Source organism: Rhizobium sp. NXC14 (genome assembly GCF_002117485.1).
Taxonomy (GTDB): Bacteria; Pseudomonadota; Alphaproteobacteria; order Rhizobiales; family Rhizobiaceae; genus Rhizobium.
Window position 1 is genome coordinate 2,767,249 of record NZ_CP021030.1, and the last position, 25,133, is coordinate 2,792,381.

Here is a 25,133-nt window from a genome sequence, read left to right on the forward strand (position 1 = left end):
CTCCCCGGCCGGCGTCTCCTCCTCACCAGCGCCGGCTGCTCTTTCTACTGGAGAATGCAATGGACGGTATCGTCATCATCGGTGCAGGCGAGTCCGGAACCCGGGCAGCTTTCGCCCTGCGCGAAGCGGGCTATTCCGGAGCCGTCACGCTGGTCGGAGCCGAGCCTCATATGCCTTATGAACGGCCACCTCTGTCGAAAACTCCCGATGGCATGGTGCGGATGAAACTGATCTGCCCGAAAGAAGCGCTGGAGGTGGCCGGTATCACCTATCTCAAGGGCTGCTCGGTCTCCAAGCTGGATCCCGCCGCCGCGACCGTAAGCTTGAGCGACGGTCAGCTATTGGGTTACGAAAAGCTGCTGCTGACCACCGGCGCACGGCCGAGGCGGCTTGCATGCGCGGGCGCGGAACGTGCGCTCGATTTTCGCACCCACGCCGACGCCGAAGCGATCTTCTCCAATGTCGCGCCCGGCCGACGCGTCGCGATCATCGGCGCGGGTCTGATCGGGATGGAACTCGCATCCGTCCTTCGCGCAAAGGACGTTACGGTCGATGTGATCGAGGCCGCGCCGAAACCTTTGGGCCGCGCCGTCCCTGCCCGCTTTGCCGACAAGCTGCATGCCCGACATGTCGCCGAAGGTGTGCGCTTCCACTTTGACCGCAGCGTTGCGGAAATCGGCGACGACGCTGTCGTCTTGAGCGATGGCACCATCCTGCCCGCTGATTTCGTCGTCAGTGCCATCGGGGTCCAGCCTGAAATAACCTTGGCGGAAGCATCGGGGCTGGCCACGGGCAACGGCATTCTGACGGACGCATGTCTTCGCACCAGCGCGCCCAACATATTTGCCGCAGGCGATTGCGCCGCGGTGGCTCAACCCGGCGGAGGACATATCCGCTATGAAAGCTGGCGCAATGCCAGAACGCAGGCCGAGACCGCAGCACGGAACATGGCCGGCGCCGCCGAGACTTTCGCCGCCATTCCCTGGTTCTGGTCCGACCAGTACGATCTCGGCCTCCAGGTGGCGGGGCAGCCGCTGCCCGCGCATCAGAGCGTCCGGCGATCGGCGCCAGAGGGAGAGCTCGAATTCTATCTCGATGACGGGCGTTTGGTGGCCGCCGCGGGTCTTGGCATCGGCAACGGCCTGGCCAAGCATATCAAGCTTGCTGAAATGCTGATTGCCGCATCTATCTGTCCCGAGCCTGTGGCATTGGCCGATCCGGGCGTGAACCTCAAGACCCTTCTGAAAAGCGCGCGGGCCGCATGATGCAGAAGCTCCTGATCTTCCAGTCGCTCTGGGCCATGGAGCGCCGGCACACAGACGGGTTCGAGCCGAGCCTCGACGACAATATCGCTGCGATCTGCGCGGCGGGCTTCGACGGCATCAGTGCGCACTATACCAACCGCGACGATGTCATCCGCCTCAACAAGGCCATTCGGGGCACCGGCTTGAAGATCGAGGCGGTCTGCTTTCCCCGCAGCATCGAGGATTTGCGTCTGCCGCTGGAACTTGCCGCGGCCTTTCCGGTCAGCCACATCAACCTGCAGCCCGATATCCGCCCCCGCCGGATCGAGGATTGCCTGCCGATTCTCGATGGCTGGATGCGGCTCGCCGAAAATGCCGGTATTCCGGTATTCATCGAAACCCATCGCGACAGGATGACGACGGACCTGTTCTTCACGCTCGATCTGCTCGATCGACGTCCCGATCTGCCGTTGCTGGCCGATCTGTCGCATTTCCTGGTCGGGCGCGAATTCGCCTTTCCGGTCGATGAGGAAAATCACGCGCATATCAGGCGCATCCTGCAGAATGCCCATGCATTTCACGGCCGCGTCGCTTCACGCGAACAGGTGCAGATCGAAATCTCCTTTGCGCATCACCGGCCCTGGGTCGATCTCTTCCTGCAGTGGTGGGACTACGGCTTTCGCCATTGGCGATCACGCGCAGCCGATGACGCCGAACTGGTCTTTACCTGCGAATTAGGCCCCAAACCCTATGCGATCACCGCCAGAGACGGCAACGACTCGACGGACAGATGGGCCGAGGCGCTGGCGCTGCGCCAGATGGTGCGCGAACTATGGGCTGCCATTGCCTGAGCCGCAGCGCACGAACAATCGCGCGGCAATTCGTTCTCTCGTCCCCCCGCCGCCACTCTGAGGTGGCGAATGACTCCGTCAAATCAGTGCAGGCGCGTCCACAGCCGTGAGTGCGTTGGCAAAGGTTGGGGATTGTTAATCAGAAATGCCTAATGTATTTCTTAACGTGCACAAGTTGTGCGGTAGTTAAGTTGCTATAATATCTGGTAGGACATTTCAATCAGGGAGAGCCTCCGACATGCGGAAAATTCCTGCTGCCAGCTTGGCCCTCGAAAAAACGGAGACAATCGATTCGGGGGGCCCGGTCGACCGGCTTATGTTCTTTGATCGCGATTTCAATCCCGTTGAAAATTTGCTTGGCAATGCGCTGCCCACCTCCTTAAAACCAGCCGCCTCCTTCTGGGAGCATTTTCCGGAGCTGGACAAATCAGCAGTCATGCTGGCTTTCCGTTCACTGGGTGACAGCGCCCAGCCGTTGCGAATAACAGACGCACTCGGCGGATCACATGACCTGACGATCTATCGGATCGGTGATCTGTTTGCCGTGCTCCAATCCGAGGAGCAGGTTGACGACGAGCGCGCAACTCTTTTGCATCTCGCCACACATGATCCGCTGACTGGACTGCCGAACCGGCGCCAGTTCAGCGAGGACCTGAGCGCGCTGTTGCAGGAGACTGCAAGCTCGAATGAGACTCTTTCATTGATGCAACTCGACCTCGACGATTTCAAGCCCGTAAACGACACGCTCGGGCATGCGGCGGGCGACCAGCTTCTTCAATCGGCCGCAAGGCGTATCCAAGCCTGCCTCTCCAGCGATGACAGGGCCTATCGATTGGCTGGCGACGAATTCACGGTGATCTCCCTTGGCGGAGGACATCCGGCCAAAGCGCACCTCCTGGCCGAAGATCTGGTTGCCGCGTTCAAAAAACCCTTCACGATAGACGGCATTGCGCTCTTTGTCGGCACCAGCATCGGCATATCCACCGCTCCGTCAGACGGCACGAGTCCGGAACAGCTGATGAAGGCTTCCGACCTCGCACTCTACGCCGCCAAGAAAGAGGGGCGTGGTCGGGCAAAAGCCTATGACCCAACAATGCTAGAATTGCTGGAGCAGCGAGAACTGCTGCGCCGCAGTCTGCGCATGGCACTCGACCAACAGCAATTCTATGTCGAATACCAGCCGATTGCCGAGGGCGGCTGCATTGTCGGCTTCGAGGCGTTGCTGAGATGGCACCACCCCCTGCTTGGAAAAATTCCACCGTCGGTATTCATTCCGATGGCCGAGGCAGACGGAATGATGCCGGATATCGGGGCGTGGGTGTTGGAGCAGTCATGTCGCGAGGCGATGAAATGGCCGGACAACTACCTCGTCGCCGTCAATGTGTCAGCGGCTGAATTCTTGACAAGCGGCCTGACCGACCGGATTTCCCAGACGCTGGACCTGGTCGGACTGCCGCCCGAGCGTCTGGAGCTCGAAATAACCGAGAGCGTGCTGCTCGAGCGGACCGTCAACAACATTGATACGCTCAACACGCTCAATGTGCTGGGCATACGAATTTCGCTTGACGACTTCGGTACGGAATATTCCTCCCTGAGCTATCTCAAGACATTTCCCTTCGACACGATCAAGATCGACAAATACTTTATCACTGATCTCGAAACCGATCTGAAAAGCCAGGCAATCGTCCGTTGCATCGTGAACCTTGCACATGACCTCGACATGCAGGTGACAGCCGAGGGAGTTGAAATGCCGGGTCAGGCAGAATGGCTGCACAGCGTGGGCTGCGACCGGCTTCAGGGCTATCTGCTGAGCAGGCCGCTTCCCGTCGAGGCCATTGACGAATTCATCAAAGGGGCAGAAGCATTCAAAAACCACGCCCGACGATAGTGCTCGAAACTTTTCGCCGTGCTTCTACATTGCGTGCAGATCCAACGCTCCTGACAGACGAACGGAGGACATATTGGAAGAGGAAGCATCCCGCTTCGACGACCACGCATTTGAGCCGATGGTATCACTGGAAATGAACATTGCGATGTTCAAATCTCAATGGCGGTTTTGCGACGAGATTACCGAATATCTCTCCGATATCCTCGGCCAGGGTCATAGCGATCCGGCTCGCTATTCCAACTTTCTTTCGGTCGCTGCCAACGAGCTCATAGAACTTGCCTTCCGCGCGACAAACGAACGGGGAAAGATACGTTTCAGCCTCTCACGCAACGCGACGTTCAATCGGCTGAGAATTGCCTTTCCTTGTGATGAGGAATTCCGCCGCAAACACATCAAGGTAGGATCAAGCGAAATAGAGCCTGGCCTCGACAACGGCTCCGGTCACCTTCTTACCAAGCCCAATGAGGCTTTGCTCGGTAATCTGGCGACAATATTAGGCGCCTCTATCCGCATCGAGAGAGACGGCGAGGACGGGATCGAAATCACTACCGATTTCCCCTCGGCCGAGGATTTCCAATGAGCCTGCCTCCCCTGCCCTACACCGTGCGGTTTGATCCGACAAACCAGGAGCTCGTGTTGTCCGGCAAGATGCGACCCGAAAGCACCGCCGAGATTGCCGATGCCCTCGAACTGTTGCGGCAAAGTTTGGAAAGATACAGCGGCATCGTTTACCTCAATGTGAAACGCCTGACGCACATCAATATGACGGCCTTCGCCGCCCTCTCCGAGGTCGTAGCGGCAGGCTGCCGAACCAGGCCGGAACGGCAGATTAAGATCATTACGTCGAGCGTGATGGCGTGGTCTGCCTCGCTGTTCGAGACATTGACGACATCGCAACCAAACCTGTCGGTTGAAGTCTATGATTCAGCCTTTTATCCCGGGCAAAGCTTTGTCGAGGACGAGAGCTTCATTCCCATTCTGCGCACGCAGACGAAAATGACATGGAGGCACGAACGCGAACTCTTACCACGCCACGGTCTGCGCAACGGTCAGGTCATGGCCGATATCTGTTGCGGCATTGGTGATTTTGCGGCTCTGGTTCAACGGGAATTCAACCCGACGCGCCTTGTCGCACTGGACCACTCCGTGCGCAGTCTCGACTATGCCCGCAAGGTCGCCGCCGAGTTCGGCATGGAAGGCATCGAGTACACCTATGGCGATGCATCACAGATGCTGCTTCGAGACAATCAATTCGATTTTGTAACCTGCCGGCACTCGCTACAGATTTTCGACCGCCCCGAGATGCTGCTGCGGGAGCTCTATCGCATCTGCAAGCCCGGCGGCCGTGTCTACATCACAAATGAAAAGAATTCGCATTGTTTGGGCGAGCCGCATGCCGACTCGATAAGATGGACCTACGAGGAAGTGGCAAAATTGTTCAGACACTTCGACATGGATGTCGAGATGGGCCCGAAAAGCCGCCATCTCCTCCTCAATGCCGGCTTCGAGGACATCAAGGTCGACTGCTTCATGGTGACGAACCTTGACGGCGACCCCCAGGATTTCGCAGATATCATCGAAGCGTGGGAAAATGTCTATGCAGGCGAGATGGCGGTGCGCCGCGGCGACCCGCCGGATTTCATTCGCAGATTCCGGCAAGGATTCAAGGATCACGTCTTTGCCGCTCTTCACCCTAAAGGTTATGCAGGCTGGCCGATCTGGGCAGCCTCTGGTCGAAAGCCGCTATAATGGATATGGGATCATCGAAAAGACCGGTTGGACTGAGCTCGTTTCGGGCGAAATTCATCCTGGTCGTCGGTGGAGCCGTTCTCTTCGACTTATTGGTCAGCGGCGGGCTGGCGCTTTGGAATGTTCAGAGGCTGTCGCGTGACGCAACGCTGGAAGTCGGCCAGGGCCTGGAAGCCGCAAGCCAGGAATATATCCGCACCTATGCCGATTCGACCGCAGCCCAGGTGAACCTGCTCCTGCGGCAGGTTCACAACGACGTCGACACCTTGGCAGGCGTGCTGCAGGCGCAGATCGACAATCCCGTGCGCAATTCCGATGTCGGCGCCGCAATCGCCCGCACATCGCCGGACAGTGTCAGTCTGTCTTACGATGAGAAGGGGAAATGGTCGCAAAATGCCCCCGGCTCCGCTTCGGTCGTCAGCGTCTGGGGTTACCTGCTCGGTGAGGACCATCAGCCGAAACCCGAAATCAGACGCGATATAGAGACAAGCGCGGTTCTCGATCTCGTTGCGCCGAGCCTGCTACAGCACGGCGCTTCAAAGCTGCAGATGTATTACATCGGACCGAGGGAACGACCGATCTTCAGGACGGCGCCCTATACCGATCAGGCTCAGACCTTCGACCGCCTTTATCCCGGGCATAACGAGGCTGATTTCTGGAACTTCTTTTTTCCCGGCCTGTATGAGTCCTGGCAGGGATGGGCCAGGGACATGAAAACGCGACCCGTCGCGGACGATATCACGCAGACGGCTCCCTATACGGATGCCATTACCGGCAAGCTGATCGTCAGTTTCTTTCATCCGCTCTGGACCGCCGACCGCAAGGACGTCGCCGGGACAGCCGGCGCCGATATCACGCTCGACCAACTCGCCCAGACGGTTGAAAATGTGAAAGTGGCCCAGTCCGGCTTCGGCTTCCTGGCCATGTCCGACGGAAACGTGGTTGCGATCAACGGAACAGGCGAACAGACGCTCGGGCTGCGTTCTGCGAGCGGTGCGAGCGGAACCGGCGTGACCGGGCTGGAGCGTTCCTTGAAAGGAAGCGCCCAGCCTGCGATAGCGAAACTGGCTCTCGACCGGGAACAGGGCATTCAACATCTGCTGCTGCAGCGGGACGGTAACGAGGTTCCCTATATCGTTATCGTCAAAAAACTGCCTGCGACGAATCTCTGGTCCAGCGGCCCGGTTCGGCAGGAGGCGATGTTGCTGGGAGTGGTTGTGCCGGAACGGGAAATCGACGCCTCGCTCTATGCCGCCCAGGCGAAAATTTCCGAAGCCACCAACCGGATCGTGATCTATCAGATCCTGGCGATCTTGATGTCGCTGCTGATTGTGACGATCGCTGTGTTTGCGGCTTCGAAACGCATAACGAGCGGGATCAGCGCACTTGCGGGGGCCGCTAAGCGCATTCAGGCCCAGGACTATTCGGTCAGAGTGGCGATAACAAGCAAGGATGAGGTCGGTGCTGCCGGTGAAGCATTCAATCGGATGGCCGAACAGATCAGCTATCACACCGAAAATCTCGAGCAACTCGTCGAAGAACGAACGGCCCAGATCGCAGATCAGAAGGAAGAGATCTCGGCGTTGAATGCACAGCTCCAGCGAGAAAATCGCCGTCTCGGAACAGAGGTGGCCGTCGCTGAAAGAATCCAGCTCATGGTTCTTCCGTTGCAACAGGAGCTGGAGGAATTTCAGGACATCGAGATCGCAGCCTATATGAGACCTGCGGAAGAAGTCGGCGGCGACTATTACGACGTCTTGAAGAACGGAAAGCGGTTGAAGATCGGGATCGGCGACGTCACCGGTCACGGGCTCGAAAGCGGCGTGTTGATGCTGATGGTCCAGTCTGTCGCCCGCGCCCTTCAGGAGGCGGGGAACACCGACGCCGTCAAATTTCTGGCGGATCTAAACAGCGCCCTGTTCAAGAACTTAGTAAGGACGAGAATAGACAAGCATCTCACCCTGGCCTTTCTCGACTATGACGGCAAGGAGATGATCTTGTCCGGGCAGCACGAGGAAGTCGTCATCGTGCGGGCGAACGGTGAGATCCAACGCGTCGACACCATGGATCTCGGCATACCGATCGGCTTGGACGCCGATATTTCTGCATTCATCAAAACTCGTGAAATAACGTTCGAGAAAGGCGACCTGATCCTCCTGCATACCGACGGCGTAACGGAAGCAGCGAACGGCGCGGGGGAGATGTTTGGCATCGAACGTCTCTGCAGCGAAGCGCTTCGCTTGAAGGGGCAAAGCGCCGAGAAGGTCGTTTCCGGCATTGTCACGACACTGATGCACTTCATCGGATCGCAGAAGATCTACGACGACATCACGCTTCTCGCAGTACGGCATAGGTGAGACATGGCGCCTAAAATATACGGCATCGAATCTTTGGCGGAGATAAGCTTGGATTCTGGCGCTCGCCTGACATTGAGTGATGGGCCGCTTCAGCTTGGATGGAAGCATTCAGGAATGACTTCGGACTTCATAGCGGAGATCATGGCGCTGCCCTATTCCCGGTCAAGGAAAGATTACCTGCAGGCGCATCATGATATCGGATACCTCAGCAACGAGCTGATCGAAAATGCCGTCAAATTTCGACAGCCTGGCGAGATCCTTATCGAAGCCGACATTATCGATGGAAGCTTTCTGTTCAGGGTCAAGAATGCCATTGACGGCGCGACATCGTCTCGCTTCCAGCAGCTCCTGCAGCGCCTTCAATCGAAGGAACCCGGCGCACTTCTTCTTGAGCAAATCGAAACCAACGCCATATCGCCGGAAAGTGGTTCCGGTTTGGGCCTGCTAACCCTTTTGAGCGATTACGATGCGAGAATGGCATGGACATTCGAAGAGAACAATGACGAGCATATCATACTGACGACGACTGCAGCTGTGGCGATGCCACCCTCCTCCAATCGGTGAGCGAAGAATGGAAATCAGCGACGAAAGCTTCCGCGTATGGGCGGAAAAAAACGAGGTGTATTTCGATGGCGTCTTCCGCCTGGCAGGACCGGACGCCTATGCGCCGATCTATTCATTGATAACAGGCCTTCTCCGTGAGGGGCACAAACAGGTAACGTTCAACCTGACGGGCCTCGAATTCCTGAACTCCTCGGGCATCAACCTCCTGGCGAAGCTGACCATCGAAGCCAGAAAGATGGACGACCTGCTGCTCATCGTCAAAGGCACCAATCAGCATCCGTGGCAGGCAAAATCCCTGCCGAATCTGAAGAAGCTGCACCCGCTGCTCGATTTACGCCTGGCGTGATTTGCGGCAAACAACTCTCCTTCTTCATTCCTGTCGCGGGCTGACCCGCGGGAGATGCAGTCGCGCGCAATACTGCGAACGACCGCGGTGTTGCCCCCACCAGATCGACCTTCCAACGCCGACCCCACCAGTTGGCCGCGACGAATAGCGCCGGTGCTCTGCTCCCACATTGTCCTCGGGCCACAATCTGTGATCGTCTTTCAGTGGACGAGCAACGGGAGTTTTCTCCATGAAGCTGATGCTGCGGAGCACGATTTCTCACCCATCCGGATGATTGTAATCACTGGTCCGATCTATAGTTTAGAGCAGGTTTTTGGCGACGCCACGCGACTAGTCGACGATCGGGCTCGGATTTCGCGAAGAACTCTTTTTGCAAAGAGCATGCACGAGCAAGCAGATGTGGCAGGTGTAAAGGAACTTTCGTGGCTGGACTAGCTTCGAATAGTCCGAATGATGTTTTAAAGGTAACAACATGCGTAAAACAGTAGCAGTCGGCCTGGCAGCCCTGATTGCCATGTACCTTCTCGGCGGCACGAGCGCGAGACATGAGATCTTTCCTTGGCCGCAACTTTCCGCGGCGAAGAAAATAGTAACCGGAGAGCAGGCGGCAGCTCCAAGCCGTTATACTTTCGACGATAAGGAACGACTCATTGCCGATGAATCAAAAACCGCTGTGACCTGCCCGACCCAAACTGATCGAACTGCTGTCCTACTCATTCTTGGCCAATCGAACGCGGCCAACTACGGTGGGCAACGGCACCGGTCGGATTATGGCGCTCGCGTTGTAAACGCCTTTGACAAACGGTGCTTCATCGCGGCGTCGCCGCTTCTTGGCTCGACCAATACCAAGGGAGAGTACTGGACGCTTCTTGGGAACAAATTGATCGCGTCGGGACAAAACGACAGCGTCGTGCTCGCACCTCTCGCATACGGCGGATCAGAGGTCGCACGATGGGCGACAGGCGGTGACCTCAATCCTATGCTTGTCGATACAATGAAACAGCTTCACGATTCCGGTTATCGGATAACGAGCGTCCTCTGGGTGCAAGGAGAGGCAGACCTCGTTCACGGCACCACCGGGGAGGCCTATCAAAAACATTTCATGTCGATCGTCGACACATTGCGTCAGCACGGCGTCGAAGCACCCGTTTACATTTCGATCGCATCGAAATGCCTGGAACCGAGCAACGGCGGCTTCAAGGAGCACATTTCGGACAATCCGATCGTACGGGCGCAACTGGCTCTATCAAGAAGTGGCCACGGTATCCGAGAGGGCGTCAATTCTGACGCGTTACTCGATGGAGACGACCGCTACGACGATTGCCACTTCGGGGGCACAGCCGGAGAGAAAGTGTCGCAGGCCTGGCTGAACCTTCTGCGTGGCGAGAGCCACCTGGAAAGCTCGCGATAGTCTTCCCTGAACCGGTTCTCGCGCCTTCGCGAGCTTCGACCATGGCCGCCCGCAGGCCGAGTCTCAGATGCTTCTTCTGGGACCATAGCCGGGCCTTTCGCCAGACCTCCGTCCGATGTGCAGAGCGCGATAGCAATCTATCCTCCAAGTCAGATCTCGTCGTGCAGTTGCACGGCATCTGGTCTCATTGGAGGAAACGATGCGGATAACAACCTTAGCGTCCCTGGCCGTGCTTTCGCTGACGCTTGCAGCAAGCCCGGCAACGATTGCGGGGCTCGACATGAGCGCACTGGCAAAGGACGGCGGAAACGGCGGCGGCCATGGTGGTGGCAACGGCGGCGGTAACGGCGGTGGCCACGGAAACGGTGGCGGCCGCAACAGCGGTTCAAACCACGGCAATTCCAACTCGTCAGCCGTGAGAGGCAAATCGTCCGAGGCACCGGGCAAGTCCAAATCAGGCAAGTCAGACACCGCAACGACCAGCACCAAGGAGAAGAACCTGTCGGCGCAACTTGCGGGCCTGAATTCCTTGAAACGAAATTACAGGGCGTTGATGCATACATCGGACCCGCGCATGGCTGCCATATCGGCCTATGCCGTGGCTTATGCCCAGTATGAAATCGACAACGGTATCGAGCCTGCGGCCGACGATCCCCTGCTGGGCGATCAGGCGCTGGAGGACGCCTTGGCTTCCGCAACGAAAACCGGTCAGGTCAGCCCGACGGTCCTGGATAAAGCCAAGACCATTCTCGGGGTTGGCGATGCCGACGGCAAGATTGATCAGATCCGCACCTCGCTGGAAAACGCCGCGTCGGCGGCGCCAGACGAATAGCCACCTGGCGAGATGCGAGAGGTGCGAAGCCGACATTGATATTACTGCGCACCAAACTAGGAGAGCATTTCCGTTCTGTCTGAGTCCGGAAATGCTCTATTTTTTTGCCATTCACGCTGGGGAGAAGGGATTATGCCGCGAGGTCTCGTTTCCCTTTTCTCCCCAGCGGGGAGACGGTGCCCTAGGGCGGATGAGGGGCCGCAAGGCACACCCTCGCGAATCCTCAAGCCGCCTTCTCCACCGCCACATCACTCATCGCCTGCGGTCTGCCCAGCAGATACCCCTGCGCCTCGTCGCACTGCTCTTCTAGAAGCGTGTCGAGCTGTGCCTGCGTTTCAACGCCTTCCGCCAATACCGGCACCTCAAGACTGCGACCCAGCGCGAGAATCGCGCGGACGATGGCCTCGGACTGGGCGTTGCTCTCGACTTCGGCCATGAAGCTCTTGTCCAGTTTGATTTTGTCAAAGGGGAAGGAGCGCAGCGTTTCCAGTGAGGAATAGCCGGTGCCGAAGTCGTCGATGGCGATAGAGACGCCGAGCGCCTTTATCTCTCGCATGGTCCCCAGCGCCTTGTCCTTGTCGATGATGATCGAGCTTTCGGTGATCTCGATTTCGAGGCGGCGTGGGTCGAGACCGGTTTCGGAGAGGATGGCAGAGATGACGGCCGCCATGTCGGCATGGCCAAGCTGGACCGGCGAGAGGTTGACGGCGATCTTGTGGTTGTTGTTCCACCTTGCTGCCTCCCGGCAGGCTTCGCGCAGCACCCATTCACCGATCGGCAGGATCGCGCCGCATTCCTCGGCAAGGCCGATGAAATCTATCGGTGGAATGTTGCCGCGCTCGTGGTGGTGCCAGCGAAGCAGGACCTCGTAACCGGTAATCTCGCCCGTCCGCACCGATTTCTGCACCTGATAGTGCAGATGAAGCTCGTTGCGATCGATTGAGGCCCAGAGGTCGTTGGCAAGCGCGCGGCGGTGGCGCGCTGTCTCGTCCATCGCGGCCTCGTAGAAGCAGACTTTCTGCAGCAGGGATTGCTTGGCGCGGTACATGGCAAGATCGGCATTGGCGAGAAGCCCGTCGACGCTCTCGGCGTCACCGGGATAGATCGCAACGCCGAGGCTGGCGCCTGTCTTGATCTCGAAGCCGTCGACGGAGACGATTCCACCGAGCGCGCCTTCCAGGCGGGTGATGAAATCGTGGAGGGCGCTCAAATCGTCGAAGCGCTTGATCGCCGCGAACTCGTCGCCGCCGAAGCGGGCGATGAACTCGCCCCCCTGCTGCACCTCGCCGAGACGGCGCGTCAACTCGACGAGCACCATGTCGCCGGTGCCGTGCCCGTGTTGGTCGTTGACCTCCTTGAACTTGTCGAGGTCGATGCCGACGACCGCCACCTTGCCCCTCACCCGCTCCGCGACCATCAGTTCCTCCGAGACGCGCTCGCCGAACTGCAGCCGGTTCGGCAGGCCCGTCAGCGCATCATGCTTGGCCAGAAGGCGACCTGCTCCTCGGACTTCAGCCGATCGGTGATGTCCTCGAAGGTCACGACCCAGCCGCCATTGGGCAGCATGTTGACATTCTGCTGGAGCGATTTGCCGCTCGGATATTTGTGAACCGCGCTGCCGGCCCCGCCCCTGATCAGCGCCATGTTCCTGGTATAGTGCGCCTCGGCCCGCGCGGCCGCTTCCGCCGCGTCCTCGGTATTGGCAGCATAGCCGATTCCGACGATCTGCCGGTAGGCCATTCCGGGGTGCACCGACCCCTCGGGAAAGCGGAAGATTTCGAGATAGCGCTTGTTGCAGAGCACCAGGCGCTCATCCCCGTCGAACAGGCAGATGCCCTGCCCCATATTCTGCAGCGCGACGTCGAGATTGCGGGTTACCTCCTCGATCCGGTCGGCATCCGCCTTCTGCTTGGTGTTATCCTTGGTGATATTCGCAAAGCCGATCAACGCGCCGCTCTCGTCGTTGATCGCATCGATGACGACATGAGCCCAGAAGGAGGATCCGTCCTTGCGATAGCGCCAGCCCTGGGCTTCGAACCTGCCTTCCCGGCGGGCGGTCTCCAGCGCCCGCTGCGGAAGGCCCTTCCGGCGGTCTTCCTCGGAATAGAACAGCGAGAAATCCGCGCCGATGATCTCGTCGGCGCTATAGCCTTTGGCGCGCTCGGCGCCGGCATTCCAGTTGCTGACCTTGCCGTTAGGGTCGAGCGTGCAGATGGCGTAGTCGGTCACGCCCTGGACGAAGAGCTTGAAGTTGCGCTCCGCCCTGGCGGCCTTGGCCTCCGATCGCACGGCGAATATGGCTGCCGCAAAACCCGCGGTCAGCAGCGAAAAGGTGACGGCGGCGATCGTCGCCACCATGACATCAGGCGAAAGCAGCGTTGCGGGATCCAGCGCCGCAACGCCTGGCGTTACGGTGACACCTGCCATCGCGGTGAAATGCAAGGCGACGACGCCTGATGTCAACAGAAGCGTTGGCGCGAACCTGGCCAGAAGCGACCGCCCGCCCCTGCCCGCAAACCGAAAGGCGGCAACCGAAAAGGCGATGCCGAGAACAACCGACGCCGCCACGAATTGCTCGTCCCAGGCGATCTCTCCCGGAGATTCGATGGCGAGCATGCCGGTAAAGTGCATCGACGCAATGCCGACGCCGAAGAGCACGCCCGCAAGCGCATTCGCCACCCACTTGTCATGGGCGATCTTCGCCGCAACGGCGCCCATCGTCGCCACGATCGCGACCAGCAGCGAAACCAGCGTCAGGCCGGCATGATACCCGACGACGACACCGGGGTCATAAGCCAGCATGGCGACGAAATGCGTGGCCCAGATCCCGAAACCGCCCGCCGCCCCCGCCGTCAGCATCCATATCCACCGCGCAGCGCCACTCGACGACATCGCCCGATCGAGCAGAACCATCGCGCAATGGCTAGCAAGAAAGCAGATCAAACCCGCAAGCCCGACCAGCGAAAGATCGTGTTGCTCGGTCATGCATGTCAGAACGGTGAACATGGAGTGGACCCCCTCGATTTTGAGGGTGACGGTATGGGGCGGGCGCTTAAGGAAGGTTGAAATGAAGCGGGCGGCGAGTGCGGAAATACCGGTGTTTGGGAGGGTTGGGCGTGGGGTTGTGAGATTAGGGTTTATAGCGGGTGTCTTGGTATGGTGAATGGATTTTCGACTGGCGCGAGGCCCCGCGAAATAGGGCTTGCCCTGCCCCACCACGGGTCAAGTTCGGTTGGGCTGTGGGCGAGCTCCGCGCCGGCGACTTCGATCTCCCCAATTTCACCCAAGCACGGTGGTAGCGGGCTCTGATCAAGGGAATCCGGGATGTCGATCTTGCTAAGAAGTTTGTCACTACTGGTTGGAATAACATTGTCGGTACCAGCCTTCGGCGATTGCTTAACCGCTAAAGAAGCCGAACAGGGCGTGCTCCTGACCAGAGAAGCGCCTTTCTATTCCGTTTTCTACAAGCCGGAGGGCCTGGGTCTCACCGAACAACGGCTGATGGAGCGCGACGGCTCACTGCAGCCGGTGTCGGCTGTATATTTGCACCCCTTGCTCGTCGAAAAGAGAGTGAGTGCCAGCGGGACGCATGAGTTGAAATACGCGAATGCGATTGCGTTGGACGATCTACCACAAAAGAAGAACTGGCAATCCGGCACCACGCTTTTCATCAATGGCAAAAAATCCGTTTCGGGCACGACTTTTCTTAGGTTCGACGGCTTGGGAGAGGAAACTATTGAATCCTGTTCCTACAAGGTTTGGGCCATCAACAGCCGTCTGGAACTGACGGAATTGCCTCCGATTATTTTCGAACAATATTATTCCCCCGAGCTTCATCTCATTCTTCGTTCGGTAAGGCTGAGCACTGCCAACCGGCCGTTGAGCGAAATTCGATTCGATCGATTCCAAATCGGCTGGGGCAACTAGGGATATTGTGTCCCTCTATCAGCCGGAGCCTAGTTAGCGACCGCCAGCCCGCTCCAATTAATCACCTCACTGACAGACTGTCCTGCCTCTGAATGTAGACGTCTACATATCCGGTCTTAAGGCTGTAATTCACAGGCCAAGCCCCCGGATACCACTCGCAGACTACCTCGCCTTTGTAGAATGTCCGCAATAGGCGCGGCCGACGAACACCCGGCGGTATGCGACGTAACCGCACGTCGGTCCGCCCCCAGCTCATGTCTTACTCGGGGCCGGAAGCCACCCGTCCGCTGCTACTAAACCCAGCACCAAAAGCGGACGTCAAAGTTCTTGCCGCCAAAGGCTGGGATTTGCCCAAAGCAGACAATGAGGTACCCGCAGGAACGTCAACTGCTGACCAGCCCTTGCGGATAAGAGGCAAGTGCGCTGCAGAAATGGCCGAGATATCTGCGCCTGCGCAGGGGCTGTCGGCGGCGACAAAATTGGCGTAAGCTGTGAAGGAGGTTCACTATGCGCAGCAGCATCACTGCAGCTATCGTCGCGCTCGTCGTTTCGCTCGGCAGTATGGCGCGGGCGGAGATCCTGATCGGAGCGGCAGGCCCGGTCACAGGACCGCTCGCCTGGATTGGGGAGCAGATGCAGCGCGGCACAGAGATGGCAGTGGCCGACATCAACGCGACTGGCGGCGTGCTCGGGCAGAAGGTGCAACTCATCACGGTCGACGACTTTTGCGATCCCGAGCAGGCTGTGGCGGCCGCCCAGAAACTGGTGGCTGATCGCGTAGTGCTCGTCATCGGGCATTATTGTTCCCAAGCCTCAATCCCGGCGTCCAAGGTGTACGAGGCCGCGGGAGTTCTACAGATTTCACCCGGTTCGACCAATCCGCTCTTGACCGAACAAGGTCGCGCCAATGTTTTCCGCGTCATTGGCCGCGACGACGCGCAGGGGGTGGTAGCCGGCAACTATTTGGCCGATCGTTGGGGTGACAAGAAAATAGCGATCCTTCACGACAACACCACCTATGGGAAGGGGCTCGCTGACGAGACCAGGAAGCAGTTGAATACGCGGGGTGTCACCGAAGCGATCTACGAGGCCTTCACCCCTGGGAAGAATGACTATACGGCCGAGATCTCTGCGTTACAGGGCGCCGGCATCGCCGTGTTGTATGTTGGTGGGTATTTGCCCGAGGTCGCACTTATGGCTCGCGCTTCGCGAGACAGTGCCTACGCACTTCAACTCGTCTCAGGCGATGGCATGGCGAGCGAGGACTTTGCACTGATCGCCGGATCTGCCGCGGAGGGTACCCTCTTCACGTTTAGTGCGGACCCACGGCGCGTTCCTCAGGCGGCTCAAGTCGTCGAGCGTTTCCGTGCCGAGAATTTCGAGCCGGCAGGCTACACACTGCTCAGTTACTCCGCCGTCCAGGTCTGGTCGCAGGCGGTGAAGAAGGCCGGTTCTCTAAGGCCGCAAGAGGTGATCGGCTCAATGCAAGGCAATCAATTTGAAACGGTAATGGGCCGGATCGATTTCGACGACAAGGGCGACCTCACCGTTCAAAGCTGGATTTGGTATGTCTGGAAGGGTGGCGAATACGTGCCGCTGGAATAATCAACCGCCGGCCGGATGGATCGTTTTAGGCCAATCTGTGCAGACTTTAATGGCTGCGCAAGCAAGACCTTGCAGTTGTCGCTATGTTTGAAAGCGTCGGTATACGAGGGCGCTTATTGCTCGCTTTCTTCGGCATCAGCACCTTCGCAGTGCTCGCGACCGCCGCAGCTCTCTATGCCTTCCTTCAGGTCGGCGACGTGCTCGATCGCATCACCAAGGAACGGGTGCCGACGGCGCTCGCCTCTCTCCAACTGTCGCGCCAGGCTGAGAGGGTCGCCTCAACCGCGCCGTCCGTGCTGGCGGCGACCAGCACGATTCAGCACAACGAGGTCTCGGCTGCGATCGGAGTCGAGATGGGGCGTCTCGAAGAGTTGCTCGCCGCACTCAAAGGCACCGCGGCCAACGCGACGGCGGTGACTGAAATCGAACATGCGGTGATTGGTCTACGACGAAACCTCGACGCTCTCGACGATCTTGTCGCCGCTCGCCTTACCATAGTTCAGCGCAAGGCGGAGTTGCTGCGCCGCTTATCGGACACGACAACTGCAAGTCAGCGTCTCATCGCGCCCGGTATCGCCGTGATGAACTCGAAGGTTCCCCAGTGGCGCGCAGCGGCGGCTGATTCCGCTGCACCACCCAACGCGCGTGCTGCGGCGCCGAGCGACCTGGTCAAGGCAATCGCGGCCTACATCCCCCAGCAGAGGGCGCAGCAGGAAATCTCAGCAGTCAATGATGCGCTGGTCAAGACTGCCAACGTGCATACGCCGGGAGATCTGAAGCTGATCCTGTTTCCGCTGCGCCGGTCGCTCGCCGTACTCGAAACGGTCTCCACGGAGATCGACGAAAAGTTGCGGACCCGCTTCCAACAACGGTTGGACGAGTTGAAGTCGCTGACCGAGGGTGAGAACGGGATCCCGAAGGTACGACAGGACGAGTTTGCTGTCCTGGCAAAGGGGGAGCAGCTTTTGGCTGAAAACAGTCATCTATCGCGCGACCTTACCGCGGCCGTCGATCGCCTGGTTGCAAAGGCAAACGATGAGATCGCCGCGTCCGCCCTCGAAGCCTCGGTCGTCCGGCGCTACGGCACCGGCATTGTCCTTGGCTCCGCCCTTCTAAGCCTGCTGAGTTCGGTTCTGGTTGTCTGGCTCTATGTCGACCGCAGCCTTCTCGCCCGCTTAGGAGAGGTGAGCCAAAGCATGCTGGCAATCGCGGGCGGCAATTTGCATGCGCAGATGCCCGTAGGAGGCCGCGACGAAATCGGCCGCATGGCCGGGGCGCTCAGGCTGTTCCGGGATACTGCGGTCGAGGTGGAGGAAAACAGCCTACGCGAGGTTGCGGAAGCGCGCCAGCGGCTTGTGGATGCCATCGAGAGCATTTCCGAGGGATTCGCTCTGTACGATGGCGAGGACAGGCTCGTGTTGAGCAATAGCCGCTACCGCGAGCTGTTGTACGCCGGCCTGGAGGAATTGATTCCCGGCACGACATTCGAGCAGATTATTCGCCGGTCCGCTGAGGGCGGCTACATCAAGGATGCTGAGGGGCGAGTCGAGGAGTGGGTTGCCGAACGGCTTTGGCGGCATCGCAACCCTGGTGAAACGTGGGTGCAGCGGCGTCGCGACGGGCGATGGATCATGATTAGCGAGCGGCGGATCACGGCTGGCGGCACGGTGGCCGTCTACTCTGATATCACCGAGCTGAAGCAACGGGAGGAAAATCTTGCCGAGAAATCCGCAGCTCTCGAGGCGCTTTCCAGCAAGCTGGCGAAATACCTGGCGCCACAAGTGTACAACTCCATATTCACCGGCCGCCAGGACGTCAGGATCGCCAGCCAGCGGAAGAAGCTGACGATATGCTTCTCCGATATCGCTGGCTTTACCGAAACCACAGACAAAATGGAATCCGAGGATCTCACACAACTCCTCAATCACTACCTGACTGAAATGTCGAAGATTGCTTCAGATCACGGCGCGACGATCGACAAGTATGTCGGAGACGCCATCCTGATGTTTTTCGGCGATCCGGAAACCCGCGGCGTCAAGAATGACGCGCTCGCCTGCGTGCAGATGGCTCTCGCCATGCAAAAGCGAATGAGCGAGCTTGGGGAAATCTGGCGCGATATCGGGATTGAAACACCGCTGCGCTGCCGCATTGGCATTCACACAGACTACTGCACTGTGGGCAACTTCGGCAGCGAGGACCGGATGGATTACACGATAATCGGCGGCGCCGTGAATCTCGCCTCGCGCCTTGAGCAGGAAGCGGCGCCGGGCACCGTGCTCATTTCTTATGAGACGTTTGCACAGGTGAAGGACATGATCGACTGTGAGGAACTGGGGCATGTCCACGTAAAGGGAATAGCCTATCCAGTCGCCACCTATCGCGTGGTCGATCTGAAGGAAAACCTGATCCGCAGCCATCTTACAGTCCGGACCGAACTGCCGCACCTGAGATTGGAAGCTGATCCCGAGCTTATGTCTACCGATGAGCGCGATCAGGCCGCCGCCGCACTTCGAGACACGCTCGATCGACTTTGTCACAAGCCCGGGTCGTAGGCTCCCGTTCGCGCGCGCTGTCGCCTCCCATAGGCACCACCCTCGTTGACCGGCCTTCGGGCTCGCAACTCGACCTCCTGCAACGCTGGCTTGGCGACGAAATGGCGCGGTCATTCGTCCGAATTCGGACGAGGACGAAGGACTGCTGTCGGCGAAACTGCGACCCCATGTTGTCACTTCACAATGTCAGGTTTGCAGCAACAGCGAGCGGTAACTCGATGATCATTATGGGGCGCAAAGGAGCCTTGTCTCTCAATAATGAGATAGCTCGGACCCAACAGTCGCTGCCCGTTGAAATCGGCGAATTGCATCCGATCCCAATGCTCCTTCAATTTGAACTACCACCGGAGCTACAACTCTGCACAGACGTCCGCGCGCAAAGAGCGCGCGCTACACCTTTCTTCATGGTTGGCGCCGCCCCTCACCCCTCCACCTCCACAATCGCACACCCATACCCCTCAAGCTCCAGCCTCCCCACCACCATCTTCTCCCCATCCAGTAGATCCCGCCCGGCAGGCACGCCATCCACCGTCACCGCCTGATCCATATAATTCTGCACAAACAGCAGCCGCCGTTCGTCGTTCATTCGCATCGTCACCTCCACGCCCTCCGGCAGCCCACCAACCAGCGGCTCCACACCCGCCGGCGCGAACAGCCGCTCCGTCAGCGCCTCGGTCAACTCGGGCGTGAGATACGTCCCGAGATAGACCACCTGTCCCTTGCCGACCTTGCGGGAGGTCGCCATCGGCTGGCCTTCGGCGTAGCGGTTGGACCAGGCTGCGATAACTTCGACGTCGGGATCGATGGTGAGGTTTTCGTAGAAATGACCGGCGGTCATTTCGCGATTGCCGATCTTGAAGCGGCGTTGGCGGCGATGGCTTTCGGCCGGCTTGTTCGGCGGGATGACGAGACCGCCGGAGCGCTCCATCACGTCGAAGAGGCCGTTGGCGCCGGGGGCGGCGAGACGTCCGAAATCTTCGACGCGGACACCGGTCAGCCTAGAAAGCGCGGTGCCGGGCGCGGTTTCGCGGATGACGTGATTGTCTTGCGTGCGGGTGCCCGTGCGCGCGCCGATGACGACGGTGCCGCCGGACGCGGCGAAAGCTTCGAGCCTCGCCGTCCATTCGTCCTTCCACATCACCCAATGGGGCACATAGAAGAGCTTCAGCTTGGAAAGATCGTCCTCCGGATGGATGAAGCCGCAGGCGATGCCGCGGTCGTAGCAATATTGATGCAGCAGGATCGCGTCGTCCTGCGGGCTCGGCAGGCCGATCGGATAGGTCTTGTGGGCTTCCTGATTGTCGAAATCGGAGCCGGCGATGCCGACATCCATGCGGACATAGGTGCCGAGGATCTTGTCTTTCAGCGCCGTCATCTCGGTCGCGAAGCGCGTAGCCTCCTCATAGCGATGGCGGCCGATATCATCATGGTCGATGATGCCCATCCAATAGATCTCGGCGCCAAAATGGGCGGGCCGCCAGCGGAAGAACATCAGGCCGTCAGCGCCGTGCGCGACCGAGGAGAGCGCCATGCGGCGCAGTTCGCCCGGCTCCGGCGTCAGCGTGCAGAAGCCCGGCTGGCTGCCGAAGCCCGATTGCTGCTCGGGCACGATGTAATTGCCGGAAAAGCCGCGGCAGATATCGAGGTGCAGCGCCTGCACCTTGGCGTGGTTGCCGAGCCGCATGAACTCGTCATAGAGCATGGGATAGATGTCGTAGCCGACGAAATCGAGATCCTTGCTGAACTGGCCGCGGAAATCGATATCCCTCAAGCCGCCGAGATTGTGGAAGACGAACCAGGAAGGTTTCACATCCCTGAGGATCTCCACCTGGTCGTGCTGGAAGCGCGCGGTGGAGAAGGCGAGGAAGCGGTGGTAATCCTGCAGATGGCCGGGGCTCGGAAAGGTCGGGCCGAATTCGATCGGCAGCACCACCTGTTCGAAACTGTCATAGGCCGTCGCCCAGAAATCGCCGCCCCAGGCGGCGTTGAGCTTTGATATTTCGCGGTATTTATCGGCGAGGAAGGCCTGGAATTCGCTGAGCGTCGCCTGGGAAAAGCTCTCCGGCATGCTGGTGTTCAGCTCGTTATCCGTCTGCCAGCCGACGACGAAAGGATTGTCGCGGTAGTGCTCGGCCATCGCCCAGGTGATGCGCTTGCTATGTTCGCGGAAGACCGGGCTTGCCGTGTCGCAATGCTGGCGCGAGCCGTGGCTCATCGGCCGGCCCTTGCCGTCGACCCTTAGAATTTCGGGGTGGGCCGCCGTCAGCCAGCGCGGCGGCGTGGCGGTCGGCGTGCACATGATCGTGTCGATGCCGTGACGCCCGAGGATTGATATGGCGCGGTCGAAGAGATCGAAATCATAGGTGCCGAGCTTCGGCTCCAGAATGTGCCAGGCGAATTCGGCCATGCGCACGACGTTGAAGCCGGCTTTCGCCATGCGCTCGGCATCGCGCTCCCAATAGCTTTCGTCGACATGCTCGGGATAATGCGGCACACCGACGAGGAAGCGGTCGGTCTTGACGGTGTTCCATGCGGAGAGGGTCTTGTCGGACACGGGCGGTTCTTTCCTAATTACTTGTCGAGGATCGTCTTGCGGGCGCTGATCGTGCGGCCGCCATCGGGGGAGAAGAGATAGAGCTCGTTCGCATCGAGCTTCAGCGCCACCTTCTGCCCGGCGGCAAAGGGCGCGACGTAGGAGAGCTGCGCGGTGATGTTGCCGGTGCCGCTTTCCGACGCGATGGTGCGGAGATTGCCGGCATCGACATAGAGAATGGTCTCGCGGCCGAGATGCTCGACGAGGCGGACCTCGCCATGCATGGCCCCGTCCCCACTGCCCTCGACGACCACCGAGATCGCCTCCGGCCGCACGCCGAGCGTCAGCCCGGTGCCCTTCGAAAGCGCGGTCGGCTGGGCAAGCTCCACCGTCAGCGGCGAAAGGCCGGGCGCCGAAACCGTGACGCTGCGGCCGGCGACGGCGTCGATGGTAACGCCGAGGAAATTCATCCTTGGGGCGCCGAGGAAGCCGGCGACGAAAAGATTGTCGGGGTTGCGGTAAAGCTCCAGCGGCGAGCCGACCTGCTCGATGATCCCCTTGTTCAACACGACGATGCGGCTTGCCATGGTCATCGCCTCCACCTGGTCGTGGGTGACATAGACCATGGTGGCGCCAAGCTCGGCATGCAGACTGCTGAGTTCGACGCGCATCTGGGTGCGCAGCGCCGCATCGAGATTAGACAGCGGCTCGTCGAACAGGAAGACCTCGGGCGAACGGGTTATCGCCCGGCCGATCGCCACGCGCTGGCGCTGGCCGCCGGAAAGCTGCTTCGGCCGCTTCTCCAGCTGGTCGTCGATGCGCAGGATCTTGGCGGCGCGGGCGACCGCCGCATCGATCTCGGCCTTGGGGCGCTTCGCCATCCTCAGGCCGAAGCCCATATTCTCCGCCACCGTCATATGCGGATAGAGCGCATAGGACTGGAACACCATGGCGATGCCGCGATCGCCCGGCTCCTGCTTGCTGACATCGCGGCCGTTGATCAGGATCTGGCCAGAAGAGATCGCCTCCAGCCCGGCAATGCTCTTCAAGAGCGTGGACTTGCCGCAGCCGGATGGCCCGACCATGACGATGAATTCGCCCTGCGCCACGGAAAGATCGATGCCGCGCAGCGCATGATAGGCGGCATAATTCTTGTTGATCGCACGAAGTTCGAGACTGGTCATATCCTGGCCCTCTCTTGTTGAAACGGAAGACGCCGACTCATCCCTTCACCGCGCCCATGGTGAGGCCGGCGATGAAATGCCGCTGCATCAGGAAGAACATCACGACGGGCGGCACGGCGACGACGATTGTGCCTGCCGAAACGAGGTTCCAGGCCGAGACCCACTCGCCGCGCAGATTGGCAAGGCCCGCCGTCACCGGCTTGACGCTGTCGCTGACGGTCAGCACCACGGCCCAAAAATAATCGTTCCAGACGAAGGTGAAGATCAGGATGGCAAGCGCCGCCAGCGCCGGCCGCACCAGCGGGATCACCACATGGATGAGCGTCTGGAAGGGCGACGCCCCTTCCGCGCGCGCCGCCTGGAACAGCTCGTCTGGAAGGGCCGCGATGAAATTGCGCATGAAGAGCGTCGCAAAGCCGGTCTGGAAGGCGACGTGGAAGATGATCAGCGCCACCGTCGTATCGATCAGGTCGAGGCGCACCATCAGGTCGCGCACCGGGATCATCATGATCTGGTGCGGCAGGAAATTGCCGCCGACGAAGAGCGCGAAGATCAGCATGTTACCGCGAAAGCGGTAGCGTGACAGCACGAAGCCCGCGAGCGTCGACATGACGAGTACGCCGATCACCGAAGGAATGGTGATCGTCAGGCTGTTGAGGAAATAGCGCGCCATCGGCGTGTCGGTGAAGACGGCCTTGTAATTGTCGATGACGCCGATCTCGGTCGGCCAGCCCCAGAGATTGCCGCCCATCACATCGGCCGTCGAGCGGAAGGAGGTGAGGACGATCGCAAAGAGCGGGCAGAGCCAGAGGATGAGCACGACGACGACGGCCAACACATAGAAGCGGCGCTGCCAGATCGCGGTTTCCGGAATAGGACGAGGATACATCAGCCTCCCCTCTCTTCGCTGCGGATGATGTGGGTGAGATACCAGGCGATGAACACGGCCATGATCACGAAGAGCACCGAGGCGATCGCTGCGCCGTAGCCGAAGCGGTAGGAAAAGATCGACTGCTCGTACATCTGGTATGCGAGCACCGAGGAGGAGCCGAACGGCCCGCCCGCGGTCATCACCGAGATCATGTCGAAGGAGCGCAGCGCCCCGACGACCGTGACGGCAATGGCGATGAAAGTGACCTGGGTGAGTTGCGGCAGCACGATATGGCGCAGCATGTTCCAGCCCCTCGCCCCATCGACCCGGCCGGCGCCGATCAGCTCTTCGCTCAGATTGTTGAGGCCGGCGAGATAGAGCACCATGCAGAAGGTGATCTGCGGCCAGAGCGCGGCGATGACGATCGCGAAAGTGACGAAATGCTCATCGGAAAGCACCGCCGGCGCCACCGCCCCGAAGGCGCGGAAGATCAGCGCCAGCAGCCCGAACTCCGGCGTATAGACCCAGGTGAAGACGACGCCCACCGTCACCGAAGCCAGCACCAGCGGAATGAAGAACAGCGACTTCAGAAAGCGCATGCCCGCGATTTTCTGGTTGACCAAGAGCGCGATCGACAGCCCGATCGGCGGCGCTGCCATGAACATGATCAGCCAGATCAGATTGTTCTTCAGCGACACGTAGAATTGCGGATCGTTGTAGAGCTCGACGTAATTGCCGAGCCCGATCCAGACCATTGGCCCGAAACCGTCCCACTCGTGAAAGCTGATCCAGACGCTGCGCACCGCCGACAGCAGGATGACGGTGAAGAACAGCGCGATCGCAGGCGCGATGAGCAGAGTCGGAGTCAGCCACCACCGCTGGCGGCGCCATAATGTCTGCATGTCAGGAGCCCTCATGTTATTCGTATGAGCTTTTCTGCGCTAAGGTCGCTGTCAAAGCCCGCCAACCCCTCCTTTCGTCATGCTCGGGCTTGTCCCGAGCATCTGACCACGTCGATGCGCTGCAGATCCTCGGCACAAGGCCGAGGATGACGTCGAGTGGAGGGAGGGCGCCGCCGGGAGTAAAGCGACGCCCTCGGTATGCTGGCAAAGCCTGCCACCCCTCCTTCGTCATGCTCGGGCTTGTCCCGAGCATCTAACCCCGAACCGATAGGGCAGCAGATCCTCGGCACAAGGCAGCACAAGGCCGAGGATGACGT

At 59.6% G+C, this 25,133-nt stretch carries 17 protein-coding genes and 1 pseudogene; 13 read left to right on the forward strand and 5 right to left on the reverse strand.

From position 1 onward, the window contains the following. Positions 1–59 precede the first annotated feature (59 nt). The 10 genes from NXC14_RS13720 (at position 60) to NXC14_RS13765 (ending at position 11,242) form a co-directional block, all read left to right on the forward strand. Complete coding sequence (locus NXC14_RS13720; RefSeq protein WP_085778600.1) at positions 60–1,265, forward strand: FAD-dependent oxidoreductase; 1,206 nt, start codon at positions 60–62, stop codon at positions 1,263–1,265. Then, complete coding sequence (locus tag NXC14_RS13725) at positions 1,262–2,095, forward strand: xylose isomerase (RefSeq protein ID WP_085778601.1); 834 nt, start codon at positions 1,262–1,264, stop codon at positions 2,093–2,095. The genes NXC14_RS13720 and NXC14_RS13725 overlap by 4 nt, the downstream gene beginning before the upstream one ends. A 238-nt stretch (positions 2,096–2,333) precedes the next feature. Then, positions 2,334–3,983, forward strand: a complete 1,650-nt coding sequence (locus NXC14_RS13730; protein ID WP_085778602.1) for an EAL domain-containing protein — start codon at positions 2,334–2,336, stop codon at positions 3,981–3,983. 73 nt (positions 3,984–4,056) lie between these two features. Then, positions 4,057–4,563, forward strand: coding sequence for a hypothetical protein (locus tag NXC14_RS13735; protein ID WP_085778603.1), 507 nt, complete (start codon positions 4,057–4,059; stop codon positions 4,561–4,563). Continuing rightward, on the forward strand, positions 4,560–5,732 hold the full coding sequence (locus NXC14_RS13740; protein ID WP_085778604.1) for a class I SAM-dependent methyltransferase: 1,173 nt from the start codon (positions 4,560–4,562) through the stop codon (positions 5,730–5,732). The genes NXC14_RS13735 and NXC14_RS13740 overlap by 4 nt, the downstream gene beginning before the upstream one ends. Then, positions 5,729–8,089, forward strand: a complete 2,361-nt coding sequence (locus tag NXC14_RS13745) for a SpoIIE family protein phosphatase (protein WP_085778605.1) — start codon at positions 5,729–5,731, stop codon at positions 8,087–8,089. The genes NXC14_RS13740 and NXC14_RS13745 overlap by 4 nt, the downstream gene beginning before the upstream one ends. A gap of 3 nt (positions 8,090–8,092) precedes the next feature. Next, on the forward strand, positions 8,093–8,653 hold the full coding sequence (locus NXC14_RS13750; protein ID WP_085778606.1) for a hypothetical protein: 561 nt from the start codon (positions 8,093–8,095) through the stop codon (positions 8,651–8,653). 7 nt (positions 8,654–8,660) lie between these two features. Continuing rightward, positions 8,661–8,999, forward strand: coding sequence for a hypothetical protein (locus NXC14_RS13755; protein WP_085778607.1), 339 nt, complete (start codon positions 8,661–8,663; stop codon positions 8,997–8,999). A 472-nt stretch (positions 9,000–9,471) separates the two neighbouring features. Further along, complete coding sequence (locus NXC14_RS13760) at positions 9,472–10,410, forward strand: sialate O-acetylesterase (RefSeq protein ID WP_085778608.1); 939 nt, start codon at positions 9,472–9,474, stop codon at positions 10,408–10,410. Between the two features lie 199 nt (positions 10,411–10,609). After that, positions 10,610–11,242, forward strand: a complete 633-nt coding sequence (locus tag NXC14_RS13765; protein WP_085778609.1) for a hypothetical protein — start codon at positions 10,610–10,612, stop codon at positions 11,240–11,242. 223 nt (positions 11,243–11,465) lie between these two features. Here the strand turns inward: NXC14_RS13765 and NXC14_RS13770 are convergent. Continuing rightward, a pseudogene (locus NXC14_RS13770) lies at positions 11,466–14,248 on the reverse strand (EAL domain-containing protein). A 318-nt stretch (positions 14,249–14,566) separates the two neighbouring features. Here NXC14_RS13770 and NXC14_RS13775 point away from each other — a divergent pair. The 3 genes from NXC14_RS13775 to NXC14_RS13785 all read left to right on the forward strand — a co-directional run bounded on the left by NXC14_RS13775 (position 14,567) and on the right by NXC14_RS13785 (position 19,326). Next, on the forward strand, positions 14,567–15,169 hold the full coding sequence (locus tag NXC14_RS13775) for a hypothetical protein (RefSeq protein ID WP_085778610.1): 603 nt from the start codon (positions 14,567–14,569) through the stop codon (positions 15,167–15,169). Positions 15,170–15,676: 507 nt separating this feature from the next. Next, entirely contained in the window at positions 15,677–16,774 is a 1,098-nt protein-coding gene (locus tag NXC14_RS13780; RefSeq protein WP_085778611.1) for a branched-chain amino acid ABC transporter substrate-binding protein, read from the forward strand. A gap of 83 nt (positions 16,775–16,857) precedes the next feature. Next, on the forward strand, positions 16,858–19,326 hold the full coding sequence (locus NXC14_RS13785) for an adenylate/guanylate cyclase domain-containing protein (protein ID WP_085778612.1): 2,469 nt from the start codon (positions 16,858–16,860) through the stop codon (positions 19,324–19,326). Between the two features lie 421 nt (positions 19,327–19,747). Here NXC14_RS13785 and NXC14_RS13790 read toward each other — a convergent pair whose 3' ends face one another. From NXC14_RS13790 to NXC14_RS13805, 4 genes are read right to left on the reverse strand one after another with little or no spacing between them, the layout of a single operon-like run. Beyond that, entirely contained in the window at positions 19,748–21,880 is a 2,133-nt protein-coding gene (locus NXC14_RS13790) for a beta-galactosidase (RefSeq protein ID WP_085778613.1), read from the reverse strand. Positions 21,881–21,897: 17 nt separating this feature from the next. Further along, complete coding sequence (gene ugpC / locus NXC14_RS13795) at positions 21,898–23,043, reverse strand: sn-glycerol-3-phosphate ABC transporter ATP-binding protein UgpC (RefSeq protein ID WP_085778614.1); 1,146 nt, start codon at positions 23,041–23,043, stop codon at positions 21,898–21,900. 37 nt (positions 23,044–23,080) lie between these two features. After that, on the reverse strand, positions 23,081–23,932 hold the full coding sequence (locus tag NXC14_RS13800; protein ID WP_085778615.1) for a carbohydrate ABC transporter permease: 852 nt from the start codon (positions 23,930–23,932) through the stop codon (positions 23,081–23,083). Continuing rightward, a complete protein-coding gene (locus NXC14_RS13805) occupies positions 23,932–24,816 on the reverse strand; it encodes a sugar ABC transporter permease (protein ID WP_085778616.1) in 885 nt (294 codons plus the stop codon). The genes NXC14_RS13800 and NXC14_RS13805 overlap by 1 nt, the downstream gene beginning before the upstream one ends. Between the last annotated feature and the right edge of the window lie 317 nt (positions 24,817–25,133).

What these genes read in the sequence shown, in the direction of transcription:
- NXC14_RS13720 (WP_085778600.1), top strand. Translation starts at nt 60, where the DNA reads ATGGACGGTATCGTCATCATCGGTGCAGGCGAGTCCGGAACCCGGGCA.
- NXC14_RS13725 (WP_085778601.1), top strand. Translation starts at nt 1,262, where the DNA reads ATGATGCAGAAGCTCCTGATCTTCCAGTCGCTCTGGGCCATGGAGCGC.
- NXC14_RS13730 (WP_085778602.1), top strand. Translation starts at nt 2,334, where the DNA reads ATGCGGAAAATTCCTGCTGCCAGCTTGGCCCTCGAAAAAACGGAGACA.
- NXC14_RS13740 (WP_085778604.1), top strand. Translation starts at nt 4,560, where the DNA reads ATGAGCCTGCCTCCCCTGCCCTACACCGTGCGGTTTGATCCGACAAAC.
- NXC14_RS13750 (WP_085778606.1), top strand. Translation starts at nt 8,093, where the DNA reads ATGGCGCCTAAAATATACGGCATCGAATCTTTGGCGGAGATAAGCTTG.
- NXC14_RS13755 (WP_085778607.1), top strand. Translation starts at nt 8,661, where the DNA reads ATGGAAATCAGCGACGAAAGCTTCCGCGTATGGGCGGAAAAAAACGAG.
- NXC14_RS13760 (WP_085778608.1), top strand. Translation starts at nt 9,472, where the DNA reads ATGCGTAAAACAGTAGCAGTCGGCCTGGCAGCCCTGATTGCCATGTAC.
- NXC14_RS13765 (WP_085778609.1), top strand. Translation starts at nt 10,610, where the DNA reads ATGCGGATAACAACCTTAGCGTCCCTGGCCGTGCTTTCGCTGACGCTT.
- NXC14_RS13775 (WP_085778610.1), top strand. Translation starts at nt 14,567, where the DNA reads ATGTCGATCTTGCTAAGAAGTTTGTCACTACTGGTTGGAATAACATTG.
- NXC14_RS13780 (WP_085778611.1), top strand. Translation starts at nt 15,677, where the DNA reads ATGCGCAGCAGCATCACTGCAGCTATCGTCGCGCTCGTCGTTTCGCTC.
- NXC14_RS13785 (WP_085778612.1), top strand. Translation starts at nt 16,858, where the DNA reads ATGTTTGAAAGCGTCGGTATACGAGGGCGCTTATTGCTCGCTTTCTTC.
- ugpC (WP_085778614.1), bottom strand. Translation starts at nt 23,043, where the DNA reads ATGACCAGTCTCGAACTTCGTGCGATCAACAAGAATTATGCCGCCTAT.
- NXC14_RS13800 (WP_085778615.1), bottom strand. Translation starts at nt 23,932, where the DNA reads ATGTATCCTCGTCCTATTCCGGAAACCGCGATCTGGCAGCGCCGCTTC.
- NXC14_RS13805 (WP_085778616.1), bottom strand. Translation starts at nt 24,816, where the DNA reads ATGCAGACATTATGGCGCCGCCAGCGGTGGTGGCTGACTCCGACTCTG.